15 protein-coding genes are annotated in these 14,581 nt (G+C 73.7%); 11 read left to right on the plus strand and 4 right to left on the minus strand.

The window, feature by feature from the left end; genetic code table 11:
• Positions 1-170 precede the first annotated feature (170 nt).
• Positions 171-1,130 carry an MBL fold metallo-hydrolase gene (locus ABD993_RS19645; protein ID WP_345420302.1) on the plus strand — a complete coding sequence of 320 codons (960 nt, stop codon included), beginning with the start codon at positions 171-173 and terminating at the stop codon, positions 1,128-1,130.
• A gap of 4 nt (positions 1,131-1,134) precedes the next feature.
• Positions 1,135-2,688, plus strand: coding sequence for an FAD-dependent monooxygenase (locus tag ABD993_RS19650; RefSeq protein WP_345420305.1), 1,554 nt, complete (start codon positions 1,135-1,137; stop codon positions 2,686-2,688).
• Here ABD993_RS19650 and paaK read toward each other — a convergent pair.
• Complete coding sequence (gene paaK / locus ABD993_RS19655) at positions 2,680-3,939, minus strand: phenylacetate--CoA ligase PaaK (protein WP_345420493.1); 1,260 nt, start codon at positions 3,937-3,939, stop codon at positions 2,680-2,682. The genes ABD993_RS19650 and paaK overlap by 9 nt on opposite strands.
• A 50-nt stretch (positions 3,940-3,989) precedes the next feature.
• Positions 3,990-5,987 carry a phenylacetic acid degradation bifunctional protein PaaZ gene (gene paaZ, locus ABD993_RS19660; RefSeq protein ID WP_345420308.1) on the minus strand — a complete coding sequence of 666 codons (1,998 nt, stop codon included), beginning with the start codon at positions 5,985-5,987 and terminating at the stop codon, positions 3,990-3,992.
• 163 nt (positions 5,988-6,150) lie between these two features.
• Here paaZ and paaA point away from each other — a divergent pair, with 163 nt between their 5' ends.
• The 9 genes from paaA (at position 6,151) to deoC (ending at position 12,317) form a co-directional block, all read left to right on the plus strand.
• Positions 6,151-7,095: a 1,2-phenylacetyl-CoA epoxidase subunit PaaA gene (gene paaA, locus ABD993_RS19665; protein ID WP_345420311.1), complete on the plus strand. Its 945-nt coding sequence runs from the start codon at positions 6,151-6,153 to the stop codon at positions 7,093-7,095.
• Positions 7,096-7,199: 104 nt separating this feature from the next.
• Positions 7,200-7,466, plus strand: a complete 267-nt coding sequence (paaB, locus tag ABD993_RS19670; RefSeq protein ID WP_231498371.1) for a 1,2-phenylacetyl-CoA epoxidase subunit PaaB — start codon at positions 7,200-7,202, stop codon at positions 7,464-7,466.
• The gene (gene paaC / locus ABD993_RS19675) at positions 7,466-8,362 is read left to right on the plus strand and encodes a 1,2-phenylacetyl-CoA epoxidase subunit PaaC (RefSeq protein ID WP_345420314.1); all 897 of its coding nucleotides are present in this window, start codon (positions 7,466-7,468) and stop codon (positions 8,360-8,362) included. Before paaB ends, paaC begins: the two co-directional genes overlap by 1 nt.
• On the plus strand, positions 8,356-8,844 hold the full coding sequence (gene paaD, locus ABD993_RS19680) for a 1,2-phenylacetyl-CoA epoxidase subunit PaaD (protein WP_345420496.1): 489 nt from the start codon (positions 8,356-8,358) through the stop codon (positions 8,842-8,844). Before paaC ends, paaD begins: the two co-directional genes overlap by 7 nt.
• Position 8,845: 1 nt before the next feature.
• Positions 8,846-9,883, plus strand: a complete 1,038-nt coding sequence (gene paaE, locus ABD993_RS19685; protein ID WP_345420317.1) for a 1,2-phenylacetyl-CoA epoxidase subunit PaaE — start codon at positions 8,846-8,848, stop codon at positions 9,881-9,883.
• 109 nt (positions 9,884-9,992) lie between these two features.
• The gene (locus tag ABD993_RS19690) at positions 9,993-10,391 is read left to right on the plus strand and encodes a hypothetical protein (protein ID WP_345420320.1); all 399 of its coding nucleotides are present in this window, start codon (positions 9,993-9,995) and stop codon (positions 10,389-10,391) included.
• A gap of 6 nt (positions 10,392-10,397) precedes the next feature.
• Positions 10,398-10,949, plus strand: coding sequence for an RNA polymerase sigma factor (locus ABD993_RS19695; RefSeq protein WP_345420322.1), 552 nt, complete (start codon positions 10,398-10,400; stop codon positions 10,947-10,949).
• Positions 10,946-11,578 (plus strand): zf-HC2 domain-containing protein, encoded by a 633-nt coding sequence (locus ABD993_RS19700; RefSeq protein WP_345420325.1) that lies wholly within the window; start codon positions 10,946-10,948, stop codon positions 11,576-11,578. The genes ABD993_RS19695 and ABD993_RS19700 overlap by 4 nt, the downstream gene beginning before the upstream one ends.
• A 25-nt stretch (positions 11,579-11,603) precedes the next feature.
• Positions 11,604-12,317 (plus strand): deoxyribose-phosphate aldolase, encoded by a 714-nt coding sequence (gene deoC, locus ABD993_RS19705; RefSeq protein ID WP_345420328.1) that lies wholly within the window; start codon positions 11,604-11,606, stop codon positions 12,315-12,317.
• A gap of 73 nt (positions 12,318-12,390) precedes the next feature.
• On the opposite strand, the gene ABD993_RS19710 is transcribed toward deoC, so the two are convergent.
• Entirely contained in the window at positions 12,391-13,212 is an 822-nt protein-coding gene (locus ABD993_RS19710) for a CBS domain-containing protein (protein ID WP_345420331.1), read from the minus strand.
• Positions 13,209-14,570, minus strand: a complete 1,362-nt coding sequence (locus tag ABD993_RS19715; RefSeq protein WP_345420333.1) for an NtaA/DmoA family FMN-dependent monooxygenase — start codon at positions 14,568-14,570, stop codon at positions 13,209-13,211. Before ABD993_RS19715 ends, ABD993_RS19710 begins: the two co-directional genes overlap by 4 nt.
• Between the last annotated feature and the right edge of the window lie 11 nt (positions 14,571-14,581).

Below are 14,581 nucleotides of genomic sequence, written 5' to 3' on the forward strand. Positions count from 1 at the left end.
GCGAGGAGCATGCGCAGTGCAGGTCAACGTCAGGTTTCCGACGGGTGACCATCACATCAGGCGCCCCGGGCGTACCGCGGCCTGGACCCCGGCTGCGGGAGGGCCTAGCCTCGGCGACGGTCAAAGCTTTGACCAGGCAGTTCCGGCCAGTCACGCAAGGGAGCGTCGAGATGGCTCGTCCGTTCGCGTCGTCCGCCGACACGGCCGCCAAGGAGCAGACCCTCGAGATCCTCGCGGACGGGGTGTACGCCCTGACCGCGGAGGGCGACCCGAACGTCGGGGCGATCGAGGGGGAGGACTTCCTCGTCTGCTTCGAGGCGCTCGCCACCCCGGTCGCGGCGCGGAAGTGGCTGGACCGGCTCCGCGAGCACACCGACAAGCCCGTCCGCTACCTGGTGCTCAGCCACTACCACGCGGTGCGCGTGCTCGGCGCGAGCGCGTTCGAGGCGGAGGCGATCGTCGCGCACGAGAACACCCGGGCTCTCGTCGCGGAGCGCGGCGAGCAGGACTGGGACTCGGAGTTCGCGCGGATGCCGCGGCTCGCCGAGGGCGCCGACTCGGTCCCGGGCCTGACCTGGCCCACGCTGACCTTCGCGGACCGGCTCACGATCGACCTCGGCGGTGACCGCGGCGACCTGGTCCTGCAGTTCCACGGCCGCGGGCACACCGAGGGCGACCTCACCGCCTGGCTGCCGCGGCACCGGATCCTGTTCGCGGGCGATCTCGTGGAGGCCAAGGCCGCGCTCTACACCGGGGACGCCTTCCACCGGGACTGGGCGGGGTCCACGTTGGACCGCGTCGAGGCGGTCGGCGCGGAGCAGCTCGTCGGCGGGCGCGGTGCGGTCAGCCGCGGGCGCGCCGAGGTGGACGCGGCGATCGAGCAGACCCGCGGGTTCCTCGCGACCATGCTCCGCGAGGTCGGAGCGGTGCAGCAGCGGGGCGGGACGCTGAAGGAGGCCTTCGAGGCCACCCACGCCGCCCTCGTCGACGACTACGGGCACTGGCCGATCTTCGAGCACTGCCTACCCTTCGACGTCTCGCGCCTGTGGGACGAGCTGTCCGGGATCGAGCGGCCGGTGATCTGGACCGCGGAGCGGGACCGGGAGGTCTGGGCGCAGCTGCAGGGCTGAGGCGATGGATCCGGTACTCGTCGTCGGCGCGGGCCCCGTCGGCCAGACGACCGCGCTACTGCTGGCGCGCTGGGGCGTGCCGTCGGTCGTGCTCGACGGGCGCCCCGCCCGCACGGCCGCGGGTTCGCGGGCGATCTGCCAGCAGCGGGACGTGCTCGACGTCTGGGAGGCGGTCGGCGCGGGCCGCCGGATCGCGGACGCCGGCGTCACCTGGACCACCGCCCGCACCTTCCACCGGGGCGAGGAGCTCTTCGCGACGACGCTCGACGAGCCCGGCCGCCCCGCCTTCCCGCCGTTCGTCAACGTCTCACAGAGCACCACGGAGGCGATCCTCGACTCGCGGATCGCCGAGCAGCCGCTGGTCGACGTGCGGTGGGGTCACCGGGTCACCGACCTGGTGCAGGACGCGGGCGGGGTGTCCGCGACCTGCGCGGACGGAACCACCGTGACCGGCTCGCACGCCGTGCTCTGCGCCGGCGGTCGGGCGGACGACCTGCGTGCCCGGCTGGGTGTGGCACTGCGGGGCCGCTCCTTCGACGACCGCTTCCTGATCTGCGACGTCCGCGCCGACCTGCCCGGCTGGGCCACCGAGCGGCGCTTCCACTTCGACCCCGAGTGGAACCCCGGCCGCCAGGTGCTGATCCATCCCTGCCCGGACTCGGTGTTCCGGATCGACTGGCAGGTTCCGCCGGACCACGACCTCGACGCCGAGATCGCCGCCGGGGCCCTCGACGCACGGATCCGGAAGGTCCTCGGCGGGGCGCTGGAGCACGACTACGAGCTGGTCTGGTGCTCGGTGTACCGCTTCCAGTCCCGCGTCGCGGACCGGATGCGGTGCGGCCGGGTACTGCTCGCGGGGGACGCGGCGCACCTGCTCTCGCCCTTCGGTGCGCGTGGGCTGAACTCCGGCGTGGCCGACGCGGAGAACGCGGCCTGGAAGATCGCCTACGTCCGCAACGGGTGGGCGTCGGAGGCGCTGCTGGAGACCTACCACGCCGAACGGCACGCGGCGGCGCGGGAGAACCTCGAGGTCACGACCGCGACCATGGACTTCCTGGTCCCCGGCGACGCCGCCGCGCGGGAGCGGCGCGCCACGGTCCTGGCGGGAGCGGCCCACGATCCCGCGGCCCGTGCCGCCGTGGACTCGGGCCGCCTGGCGGAGCCCTTCTGGTACGTGGACTCCCCGCTCACCACACCGGACCCGCGCCGCCCCTTCGCGGGCCGCCCGCCACGGGGTCGGACCCCGCCCGCGGGCCCGGGCGTGCTCGTGCCGGACGGCCCTGTCCACCTCCCCGATGCGCCGGGTGCAGCCCGTCTGCGGGCCCTGGCGCGGGACGGGTTCCTGCTGCTCGGTGGCGGTGCCGTGCCCCCCGCGGTCGACGTCCCCGGGCCGGTCCGGGCCCTGTCCCTGCCCACGATCGACCCCGACGGCACCCTGACCGCCGCGCTCGGCGCACGCCCGGACGAGACGTGGGTGATCCGCCCGGACGCCCACGTCGCGGCCGTCGTCACCGACCCGGTGGAGCTCCGCCCCGCCCTGGCGCGGGCACTAGCGTGACCGGCGGTCCTTCACCCGCTGCAGCTTGCCGACCGAGCGCTCCAGGCTGTCCGGCTCGACGACCTCGCAGGCCACCGACACGCCCACGGTGTCCTTGACCGCGCGGACCAGCTCGCCCGCCGCGGCCGCGCGGCGGTCCGCGGAGGTGTCCGGGCGGGCCTCGACCCGGACCGTCAGCGCGTCCATCCGGCCCTCGGTGGTCAGCTCCAGCTGGAAGTGCGGCGCGAAGCCGGGGGTGCGCAGCACGATCTCCTCGATCTGCGTCGGGAAGAGGTTCACCCCGCGCAGGATGATCATGTCGTCGCTGCGGCCGGTGATCTTCTGCATCCGCCGCATCGACGGCCGCGCGGAGCCCGGCAGCAGCCGGGTCAGGTCCCGCGTCCGGTAGCGGATGATCGGCAGCGCCTGCTTGGTGAGCGAGGTGAAGACCAGCTCGCCCTCCTCGCCGTCCGCCAGCCGGGTGGCGTCGAGCGGGTCGATCACCTCCGGCAGGAAGTGGTCCTCCCAGATGTGCAGCCCGTCCTTGGTCTCCACGCACTCCTGCGCCACACCGGGCCCCATGACCTCGGACAGCCCGTAGATGTCCACGGCGTGCATGTCGAGGCGGTCCTCGATCTCGGTGCGCATCTGCTCCGTCCACGGCTCGGCCCCGAAGATCCCGACCTGGAGGGTGGTGGAGCGCGGGTCCACGCCCTGGCGCTCGAACTCGTCCAGCAGGGTGAGCATGTAGGACGGGGTGAGCATGATGACGTCCGGGCCGAAGTCCTGGATGAGCTGGACCTGCCGGGGCGTCATGCCGCCGGAGACCGGGATCGCCGTGGCCCCGAGCTTCTCGATGCCGTAGTGCGCGCCGAGCCCACCGGTGAACAGGCCGTAGCCGTACGCGTTGTGGATCAGGTGGCCGGGCCGCCCGCCCGCCGCCCGGATCGAACGGGCGATCAGCCCCGCCCAGGTGTCGATGTCCTGCGCGGTGTAGCCGACGACCGTCGGCTTCCCCGTGGTGCCGGACGACGCGTGCACCCGCCGGACCTCGCTGCGCGGCACCGCGAACATCCCGAAGGGGTAGTTCGCCCGCAGGTCCGCCTTGGAGGTGGTGGGGAACTTCGCGAGGTCGGTCAGGTCGCGGCAGTCCGCCGGGTGCACCCCGGCCTCGTCGAACGCGCGCCGGTAGTGCGGGACGTTCTCGTAGGCGTGTCGCAGCGTCCACCGCAGACGCTCCAGCTGCAGGGCGCGCAGCTCGTCGGTGGACATCCGCTCGGCCGCGTCGAGGGTCTCCGGCGCGGGCGCCTCCCCGAGCCTGCTCACTGCTCGGCCTTCTTGGCCACCAGGGTGAGCACGTCGTACCGGGCGACGGACTCGCCGTCCTGCCGCGTGACGTCGGCGTCCCAGCGGACCTCGCCGTACCCGGCGGAGTCCCGGGGGGTCAGCTGCTTGCAGGTCAGGGTGACCGTCAGCTCGTCCCCGAACTTCACCGGGGTGAGGAAGCGCAGGTCGTCCACCCCGAAGTTGGCCAGCACGGGCCCGGGATCGGGATCGACGAACAGCCCCGCGGCGAGGGAGACGATCAGGTACCCGTGCGCGACGCGCTCGCCGAACAGCGGGTTCGCCGCCGCGGCCTCGGCGTCCATGTGGGCGTAGAAGGTGTCGCCGGTGAACTCGGCGAAGTGCTCCACGTCCTCCTGGGTGACCCGCCGCGGTCCGGCCACGAGCGTGTCCCCGGGCCGAAGCTCCTCGAGGTGCAGCCGGAACGGATGGACCTCCGTCGGACGCCGTTCCGAGCCCGGGACCCAGCGCCCGGTGAGCGTGGTGAGGGTGTCCGGGTCCGCCTGGATCGCGGTGCGCTGCATGTGGTGCAGCACCCCGCGGATGCCGCCCATCTCCTCGCCGCCGCCCGCGCGGCCGGGGCCGCCGTGGACGAGCTGGGGGAGCGGCGAGCCGTGCCCGGTCGACTCCTTCGCGTCCTTCTCGTTGAGCACGAGGATCCGGCCGTGGAAGGGGGCGACGCCCAGCACGACCTCGCGCACGAAGGCGGGGTCCTCGCTGACGACCGACCCCGCCAGGCTGCCCTGGCCGCGGGCGACGTAGTCGATCAGCTGGGCGGTGCTCGCGTACGGCAGGATCGTCGAGACCGGGCCGAAGGCCTCGACCTCGTGCGGCTCGGCGCGCTCCGGGTCCCCGACCAGCAGCACCGGGGAGAGGAAGGCGCCGCGGCCGTCGCCCGCGTCCGCCTCGGGATCGCCGAAGACGACGCGGCCCGCGTCCGCCAACGACTTGACGCTGCGGCGGACCTCCTCGCGCTGGTCGAGCGAGGCGAGCGCGCCCATCCGACCCTCGGGGCCGACCGTGACCTCCGCGAGCCGGGCGGTGACGGCCTCGACGACGGCGTCCACCGTGTCGGCGGGCACGAAGGCGCGCCGGATCGCGGTGCACTTCTGCCCGGCCTTCACGGTCATCTCCGTGACCAGGGACCCCACGAACAGGTCGAGGCTGCCGTCCGGACCCAGCGCGGAGAAGTTCAGCGAGTCCGCCTCGGCGGAGAAGCGGACCGAGTTCCGCACGATCGCGGGATGCGCGCGCAGGGTCTGCGCCGTCGACGCGGAGCCGGTGAACGCGACCATGTCCTGGCCGGTGAGGTGGTCGAGGGTGTCGCCGAGCGACCCGGCCACGAACTGCAGCGCGCCCTGCGGCAGCAGTCCCGAGTCCACGATCAGCTCGACGAGCCGCGCGGTGAGGAACGCGGTCGGCGACGCGGGCTTGACCAGCGACGGGACGCCGGCGAGGAAGGCCGGGGCGAACTTCTCCAGCGGGCCCCAGACGGGGAAGTTGAACGCGTTGATCTGCACCGCGACGCCGTGCAGCGGGGTGCACAGGTGCTGGCCGACGAACGTCCCCCCGCGCCCCAGCTGCTCGACGGCACCCTCGACGTAGACGGTGTCGTTCGGCAGCTCGCGCTTGGCCTTCGAGGCGTAGGCGAGCAGGACGCCGATGCCGCCGTCGACGTCGAACTTCGAGTCGGACAGGGTCGCGCCGGTCCGCGCCGACACGGCGTAGAGCTCCTCGCGGTGCTCGCGCAGGTGCTGCCCGAGGGCCTTGAGCAGCGCGGCGCGCTGGTGGAAGGTCGACGCCCGCAGGGCGGGCCCGCCGACCTCGCGGCCGTACTCCAGCGCGGCGCGGAAGTCGACGCCCGTCGAGGAGATCCGCGCGACCTCGGCGCCGGTGACGGCGTCGTGGAGGGGGCGGCCCTGGTCGGGTGCGGTGTGCCAGCTGCCGCCCACGAAGGAGCGCAAGAGGTCGGTCATCGGCGGTGATGCCTCCGATCGGGGTCGTCATCGGCGAACGATCGTTCGGTTGCCCGGGAGGCTAGCACGAGGGCGGAGAGATCGGCAGGCCTCGACGCGGTTGCACGGGGGCCCGAAGTGCGTCATCATCCAACGAACGAACATTCGGTTATGGAGGTTCGCGATGACCGCGACCGATGAGGGACTCGCTCTCTCCGCCGACTTCGAGGCCGTCATCGGCTCCGGGGGACGCATCGAGCCCCGGGACTGGATGCCCGAGGCCTACCGCAGGACGCTGATCCGGCAGATCGCGCAGCACGCGCACTCCGAGATCATCGGGATGCAGCCCGAGGGGAACTGGATCACCCGCGCGCCGTCGTTGCGGCGCAAGGCGATCCTGTTGGCCAAGGTGCAGGACGAGGCAGGCCACGGCATGTACCTCTACGCGGCGGCCGAGACCCTCGGCGTGGACCGCGAGGAGCTGACCGAGAAGCTCATCTCCGCGAAGCAGAAGTACTCGTCGATCTTCAACTACCCCACCCTGACGTACGCGGACGTCGGCGTGATCGGCTGGCTGGTCGACGGTGCCGCGATCTGCAACCAGGTGCCGCTGTGCCGCTGCTCCTACGGGCCGTACGCGCGGGCGATGGTGCGGATCTGCAAGGAGGAGTCGTTCCACCAGCGGCAGGGCTACGAGCTGCTGCTGGCGATGGTCAACGGCACCGACGCCCAGCGCGAGATGGTGCAGGAGTCGGTGAACCGGTGGTGGTGGCCGTCGTTGATGATGTTCGGCCCCGCCGACGGGGACTCGCCCAACACGCAGCAGTCCATGGAGTGGGGCATCAAGCGGCACACCAACGACGAGCTGCGCCAGCGGTTCGTCGACATGTCGGTCCCGCAGGCGGCGGCGCTGGGCGTCACGCTGCCGGACCCGGCGCTGCAGTGGAACGACGAGCGGCAGGCGCACGACTTCGGGGAGCCGGACTGGTCGGAGTTCCAGGCCGTGATCAGCGGCGCGGGCCCGGCGAACGCGCAGCGGCTGGCCCACCGGCGGCGGGCGCACGAGAACGGGGCCTGGGTGCGCGAGGCGGCGCAGGCGTACGCGGACAAGCAGGAGGCACGGGCATGAGCGGGGACGCTCCCGAGGTGACGGCCGAAGGCGGGCACGGCGCCGTCCCCACCACCGGCGTCGAGACCGGGCAGGGCGAGCTCCCGAGCCGCCGGACCTGGCCGCTGTACGAGGTGTTCGTGCGCGGCAAGCGCGGACTGAACCACGTCCACGTGGGGTCGCTGCACGCCGCGGACGCCGAGATGGCCCTGCACAACGCCCGCGACCTCTACACCCGGCGCAACGAGGGCGTGTCGATCTGGGTCGTGAAGGCGGAGGACATCACGGCGTCGAGCCCGGCGGAGAAGGACCCGTTCTTCGCGCCGAGCGGCGACAAGGTCTACCGCCACCCGACCTTCTACGCGATCCCGGAGGAGGTGCCGCACCTGTGATGAGCCCGCACGCCATGGAGGAGGACGCGACCAACGCCTACCAGTCGCTGTCCGAGACGACCGACCACGACGACCCCCGCTGGGCCTTCGGCTCCGGGTTCGACGAGGTGGAGGCGGAGATCACCGCCCCCGCTCCCGCCGATCCCGCCACGCTGGCCGCGTACTGCCTGATGCTCGGCGACGACGCGCTCGTCCTGCAGCACCGGCTGTCGGAGTGGGTCGCGAACGCGCCGGAGCTGGAGGAGGAGGTCGCGCTCGCGAACATCGCGCTGGACCTGCTCGGCCAGGCGCGGGTGCTGCTCGCGCGGGCCGGTCACCTGACGGACTCGGACGAGGACTCCCTGGCCTACCTGCGCGACCAGGCGGAGTTCCGCAACGTCGCGCTCGTCGAGCAGCCGGACGACCTCGACTTCGCCCGCTGCATCGCCCGGTTGCTGGTGTTCTCCACCTGGCGGCTCGCGCTGCTGCAGCGCCTGGAGGGCTCGGCCGACCCGGTGGTCGCGGCCGTCGCGGCGAAGGGTGTCAAGGAGGTCGCGTACCACCGCGACTACGCCGCCCGCTGGACCCTGCGGCTCGGCGACGGCACCGCGGTGTCCCACGACCGGATGCAGGCCGCGGTGGACTGGGTGTGGCCGTTCGTCGACGAGCTGTTCCGGACCTCGGACGCCGAGCGGGCGCTGCCCGGCGTGGCCGTCGACCCCGCGGACACGCGCGAGGAGGTCGAGACCGTGCTGGCCGAGGTGCTTCGCCGGGCGACCCTGACCCCGCCGCGCGCGAAGCCGGTCGGCACGGTCGGTGGGCGCGGCGGCAGGCAGGGCCTGCACACCGAGCACCTCGGGCACGTCGTGGACGAGCTGCAGAGCCTGGCGCGCCGACACCCCGGAGCGAGCTGGTGAGCGCGCGCGGGGTGGTGTCCGAGGTCGTGGACCCGGAGATGCCCATGCTGACCCTCGCCGACCTGGGCGTGGTCCGGTCGGTCGACGAGACCGGCGACCGGGTCGTCGTCACGATCACACCGACGTACTCCGGCTGCCCGGCGGTCGAGGAGATGCGCACGGACATCGCCGCGGCCCTGACCGGCGCCGGGTACGGGCCGGTCGAGGTCCGCACGGTGTTCTCGCCCGCGTGGAGCACGAACTGGATCAGCGAGGCCGGGCGGCGCAAGCTCGCCGAGGCCGGGGTGGCCCCGCCCGGGCCGGCCCCGGTGCGGGCGGCCGGGCCGATCCCGCTCACGCTGGGTCCCGCGCCCGCCGTCCGCTGCCCGCGCTGCGGCTCCCCGGCGACGGACGAGATCTCCCGCTTCGGGCCCACTGCCTGCACCGCGCTGCGCCGCTGCCCCTCCTGCCGGGAGCCCTTCGAACACATGAAGGAGATCTGACGTGGCGTTCCACCGGTTGCAGGTCGCCGAGGTCGAGCGGCTGTGCGAGGACGCCGTGGCCGTCACCTTCGCGGTCCCGCCGGGCCTGGAGCGGGACTACGCCTTCCGTCCCGGTCAGTTCCTGACCCTGCGACAGGGGGAGGAGCGGCGGTCCTACTCGATCTGCGCCCCGGTCGGTGCGGCGCCGCGGGTCGGCGTGCGCCGGGTGGACGGCGGGCTGTTCTCCGAGTGGCTGGTCGACCGGCTCGCGAAGGGGGACGAGGTCGAGGTCGGACCGCCCGCGGGCGGGTTCACCCCGGAGCTGACGGCGGGCACCCACCACGGGCTGATCGCCGCGGGTTCGGGGATCACCCCGGTGCTGTCCATCGCGTCCTCGCTGCTCGCGGCCCATCCGGACACCCGCGTGACACTGCTCTACGGCAACCGCCGCACGGACACCGTGATGTTCACCGAGGAGATCGCGGACCTCAAGAACAGCTACGGCCCCCGGCTGCACCTCGTGCACGTGCTGTCCCGCGAGCCGCTGGACGCCGAGATCGTCAGCGGACGGCTGGACTCCGACCGGCTCCGGCTGCTGCTGAGCTCGCTGGTCGACGTCCCCACGGTCGACGAGTGGTGGCTCTGCGGACCGCTCGGCATGACCGAGGCGGCGGTCGAGGTGCTCGGCGAGCTCGGCGTGGAGCGCGGCACGGTCCACCGTGAGCTGTTCTACGTGGACGAGCCGCCGCCCGAGCTGCACCGCCCCGACGAGGAGACGGGGGAGGGCGCCGAGCTGACCGTCGTGCTCGACGGCCGCACCACCCGCCTCACCCTGCCCCGCGGCGTCCCGGTGCTCGACGGCGCGCAGAAGGTCCGCGGAGACCTCCCGTTCGCCTGCAAGGGCGGGGTCTGCGGAACCTGCCGGGCGAAGGTCGTCGAGGGCGAGGTCACGATGCGCCGCAACTTCGCCCTGGAGGACTCCGAGGTCGAGGCGGGGTACGTCCTCACCTGTCAGACCCACCCGGTCTCCGACGCGGTGACCGTCGACTTCGACGCCTGAGGCCCGCCACATCACGATCAGGTCACGGTGTCGGGGCGGCGTGATCCCTCGCGGGGGTCGGTGCGTAACCGTTCCGCCGGGAACACGCCCGGTCCGCGAGAGGAGCCTCATGACGACCGCTGCCGCCACCTCCAGGACCGCTCCGGCCGGGCTGGTCGCCACGGTGCGGGTGACGTCCGTGCTGGCCGCGCTGATCGTCGTCGCGCAGGGCGTCACGGCGGGGGAGATCATCGTCCGCAACCGCGCGGCCGAGATGCTCCACACGCTCGGCGCCTACGGGGTGCACGTGTTCACCGGGCTGACCATGATCGTCGCGGTGCTGCTGGTGCGCCGGACCGGTGGGCGGCAGTGGCCCGCGGTGCTCGCGGCGGCGGTCTTCGTGCTGAGCTTCCTGCAGGCCGCGCTCGGTCATCTCGGTCTGATGGCCGTGCACGTGCCGCTGGCGATGCTGCTGCTGGTCGGCTCCGTCGGGGTGGCCCTCTGGTCGGTCACCGGCACTCGCGGCTGACGACCCGTGCCGCCGGACGACCTGCTTCTCGCGGGGCTCGCCTCGGGCGACGCCGACCTGTCCGCGGCGTTCGTCCGGCGGTTCCAGCACCGGGTGTTCGGGGTGGCGCTGGCGGTGCTCGGGGACGTCCGGCAGGCGGAGGACGTGGCCCAGCAGGCCTTCGAGCGCGCCTGGCGGCACGCCGCCGTGTTCGACGCGCGGCGCGGCTCGGTCGGGGCGTGGCTGGCCACGATCACCCACAACCTCGCCGTGGACACCGTCCGGGCCCGACGCACCGATCCCGTCGATCCCGCACTGCTCGACGCCCTGCTCGAGCCGGACGCCGGCTCGCCGGAGGGGGCGGCGCTGCGGGCGGAGTCGGCGGCCGAGCTGCACGACGCGCTGCGGTCGCTGCCCGTGGAGCAGACCCGGGCGGTCGTGCTGGCGGCGTTCCGCGGTATGACGGCCCGGGAGGTCGCCGCCGCCGAGGGCATCCCGCTGGGCACCGCGAAGAGCCGGATCCGGGTCGCGATGCACCGGCTGGCGGACGTCCTGGACGCGCCGAGGAGGTCGTGGTGAGCGACTGCGCGACAGTCCGCGAGCTGGCCCCGGAGCTGGCGTTGGGGCTGGTCACCGGGCAGGAGCGGGCGGCGGCGATGGCGCACCTGCAGTCCTGTCCGGGCTGTCGGGCCGAGCTGGACCGGCTCGCCGGGGTGGGGGACGCCCTGCGAGCCCTGGTCCCGCCCGCCGAGCCGCCCGCGGGCTTCGAGCAGCGGGTCCTCGACCGGCTGGAACGCGCCCGCGAGCCGCGGCCCCGGCGCGGGCGGCTGCTGCTGGTCGCCGCGGCGCTGGTGGGGGTGGCGGTGTTCGGCGCGGGCTGGGCGGCCGGGTCCTCGACCGCGCCGCGGGTGGTCGCCGCGGCCGTGGCCGAGCCGCTGACCTCGGGCGACCACCGGGTGGGCGACGTCGTGGTGGACCGGGACCGGCCCGACCTGCTGTCCGTGTGGCTGGAGTCCCCGTCCGCGGGCAGGCTGACGTGCGATCTCCTCCGCCGCGACGGCACGGTCGCCGCCTCCGTCACCTACGACGCGACCGGCGGCGCCGAGTGGTGGGGCGTCCCGCGTCCGGACGGCGAGGTGGCGACGATGCGGATCGCGGACGAGGCGGGCGGGTTCGTCGCCTCCGGGTCGGTGCCCAGCCCTCCGTGAGGGCCGGGTCGGTAGCGTCGCCGTCATGCCTCTCACCGCCCCCGAGATCGCCGCGATGATCGACCACGCCGTGCTCAAGCCCGAGCTCACCCGGGCCCAGGTGGACGCCGAGCTGGCGACGGCGGCGCGGTACGGGCTGCTCAGCGTGTGCGTGCGGCCCTCGGACGTGGGGCATTCCGCCGAGGCGCTCGCCGGGACCGGGGTCGCGGTGTGCACCGTGATCGGCTTCCCGCACGGCACCACCTCCACCGCCGCGAAGGTCGCCGAGGCGCGGCAGGCGATCGCCGACGGCGCCGTCGAGCTGGACATGGTGCTCCACATCGGGTGGCTGCGCAGCGGTCTGGTCGCCGAGGTGGAGGCGGACGTCGCGGCCGTCGTCGCCGCGGCCGGGGGGCTGGTCGTGAAGGTGATCCTGGAGACGGTGTTCCTCACCGACGCCGAGATCGTCGCCGCGTGCGGGGCCGCCGAGCGGGCCGGGGCCGCGTTCGTGAAGACCTCCACCGGGTTCGCGGGCGGGGGCGCCACGGCGGCACACATCGCGCTCATGCGTGCCTCGGTGGGGCCGTCGGTGCAGGTCAAGGCCTCCGGCGGGGTGCGGGACCTGGACACCCTCCAGCAGCTCCACGACCTCGGTGCCACCCGCTTCGGCACCAGCGGCTCGGCGGTCCTCCTGGACGACGCCGCCGCCCGGGACGCGGGCACCGCCGTCACCCCCCGCACCGACACCGCCTCCTACTGAGCCCGATGTCCGACACGGGTGGCGGAGGTGCGGGACTCGCGGAGTCCCCCACCTCCCGCGCCCGAGCCGGACCTCAGAGCAGGTCGCTGCGGCTGAGGACGCCGACGAGGCGGCCCCCGTCGACGACCGGGAGGACGCGGAAGCCGCGGTCCACGACCAAGGACCGGGCCTGGGCCAGGGCCGTGTCGGGGTACAGGACCGTGGGGGAGCGGGTCATCGCGCCCGCGACCGTCCGCGGGGGAACGCCCCGCTCGCCCGCCAGCGGGTCCCGCAGCAGGTCCGCCTCGCTCACGATCCCGACCAGCGTGCCGTCCGGCTCGACGACGGGGAGCGCGGTGAAGCGGTTGGCCAGCAGCAGCTCCACCGCCCGGGAACAGGGTGTCCCGGGCGCGACCGTGACCAGCCCGGTCCGGGTCATCACCTCGCCGACGAGGCGCGCACCCTCGACCCGCGGGCGCGGGAGCCGCGGCGGGGTCGGGTCCGGGAGGCTGGGGCGGAGCAGCCGGGCCAGGCGCCCCGGCTCCTTCCGCGGGCCTCGGAGCAGGTCGCTGCGCGTCACGACCCCGACCAGCCTGCCCCGCTCGACGATCGGCATCACCCGCAGCTCGCCGTAGCTGCGCAGCCGGTGCGCCACGACGGCGGCGCTCGTGGTGGGGGAGAGGCTGAGCACGTCGTCGGTCATGATCCCGCCGACCGTCCCGTCGGAGCCGGTCGGCTCCTCCCGCGCCCGCAACACGTCGACCAGGCTGACGATCCCCACCAGCCGGTCGATGTCCCGCACCACGGGCAGCGCGGAGAAGCCCGCCTTGAGCATCCGCCGTTCGGCGAGCTCGACCGGGTCCTCCGCGTCCACGGTGAGCACCCGGCGGGTCATCACGTCTCGCGCTCGGATCACGACGAGAAGTCTGCACCCGAGGTCGTCGGCGCGGGCTTGAGGCCGAGGTGCTCGCGCAGGGTCGTGCCCTCGTACTCGGTCCGGAAGGCACCCCGCTCCTGCAGCAGCGGCACGACGGTGTCGGCGAACTCGTCCAGCCCGCCGGGCGTGACGTGCGGGACCAGCACGAACCCGTCGCTCGCGTCCGCCTGGACGAACTCGTCCAGCGCCGCGGCGACCCGCTGCGGCGTGCCGATGAAGTTCTGCCGCCCGGTGACCTCGATGATCACCTCGCGCGTGGTGAGGTGTTTGGCCTCGGCCAGCGCCCGCCACTCGTTCGCCGTGGCGACCGGGTCGGTGTACATCCGCACGCTCGCGCGGCCGCGCGAGATCGTGTTCTCCCCGACGACCGGGTCCACCGCGGGCAGCGGGCCGTCCGGGTCGTGGTCGGAGAGGTCCCGGTTCCACAGCTGCTCGAGGAACTTGATCGCGGTGGCCGGGCTGACCTGCTGGTAGCGGACGTGCCGGGCCCTCTCCTGGGCCTCGGCGTCGGTGTCGCCGAGCACGAAGGTCGCGGCGGGCATGATCTTCAGATCCTCGGGGTCGCGGCCGTACTTCGCCAACCTGCCCTTGACGTCCGCGTAGAAGGCCTGGCCCGCCTCCAGGGTGCCGTGCCGGGTGAAGATCGCATCCGCGCCGGAGGCGGCGAACTCGCGGCCCTCCTCCGAGTCCCCGGCCTGCAGGATGACCGGGCGGCCCTGCGGGCTGCGCGGCACCGGGAAGCGGCCGGAGATGTCGAACTGGTCGGTCCGGATCGCGAACTCCCCGGTGGGCCGCCAGAACTCGCCGGACTCCTTGTCCGCCACGATCTCGTCCCCGCGCCAGGAGTCGAACAGGTCGAACGTGGCGGCGAGGAACTCCTTGGCCCGGGAGTACCGCTTCTCCCGGGGCAGGAAGCCCGCGCGGCGGAAGTTCTCGCCGGTGAAGGCGTCCCAGCTCGTCACGACGTTCCAGGCCGCGCGGCCCGCCGACAGGTGGTCCAGCGAGGCGAACTGGCGGGCCACCTCGTAGGGCTCGTTGAAGGTGGAGTTGATCGTGCCCGCGAGCCCCAGCCGGTCGGTGACGGCGGCGAGCGCGGCCAGCACCGCGAAGGTGTCCGGCCGGCCCATCACGTCCAGGTCGTAGATCACGCCGTTCTGCTCGCGCAGGCGCAGCCCCTCGGCGAGGAACAGGAAGTCGAACCTCGCGCGCTCGGCGGTCCGCGCGAAGTGCTCGAAGGAGGAGAAGTCGATGTGGCTGCCGGACTCCGGGTCGCTCCAGACCGTGGTGTTGTTGACGCCGGGGAAGTGCGCGGCGAGGTGGATCTGCTTGCGCGGCATGGCGGCTCCTC

Source organism: Pseudonocardia xishanensis (assembly GCF_039541715.1).
GTDB classification, from domain to species: domain Bacteria; phylum Actinomycetota; class Actinomycetes; order Mycobacteriales; family Pseudonocardiaceae; genus Pseudonocardia; species Pseudonocardia xishanensis.

Excerpts from the sequence above, each read along its gene's own strand:
- paaK (WP_345420493.1), bottom strand. The coding sequence starts at position 3,939 with ATGTCCACCGACGAGCTGCGCGCCCTGCAGCTGGAGCGTCTGCGGTGG.
- ABD993_RS19690 (WP_345420320.1), top strand. The coding sequence starts at position 9,993 with ATGACGACCGCTGCCGCCACCTCCAGGACCGCTCCGGCCGGGCTGGTC.
- paaC (WP_345420314.1), top strand. The coding sequence starts at position 7,466 with ATGAGCCCGCACGCCATGGAGGAGGACGCGACCAACGCCTACCAGTCG.
- ABD993_RS19645 (WP_345420302.1), top strand. The coding sequence starts at position 171 with ATGGCTCGTCCGTTCGCGTCGTCCGCCGACACGGCCGCCAAGGAGCAG.
- ABD993_RS19650 (WP_345420305.1), top strand. The coding sequence starts at position 1,135 with ATGGATCCGGTACTCGTCGTCGGCGCGGGCCCCGTCGGCCAGACGACC.
- paaZ (WP_345420308.1), bottom strand. The coding sequence starts at position 5,987 with ATGACCGACCTCTTGCGCTCCTTCGTGGGCGGCAGCTGGCACACCGCA.
- deoC (WP_345420328.1), top strand. The coding sequence starts at position 11,604 with ATGCCTCTCACCGCCCCCGAGATCGCCGCGATGATCGACCACGCCGTG.
- paaA (WP_345420311.1), top strand. The coding sequence starts at position 6,151 with ATGACCGCGACCGATGAGGGACTCGCTCTCTCCGCCGACTTCGAGGCC.
- ABD993_RS19715 (WP_345420333.1), bottom strand. The coding sequence starts at position 14,570 with ATGCCGCGCAAGCAGATCCACCTCGCCGCGCACTTCCCCGGCGTCAAC.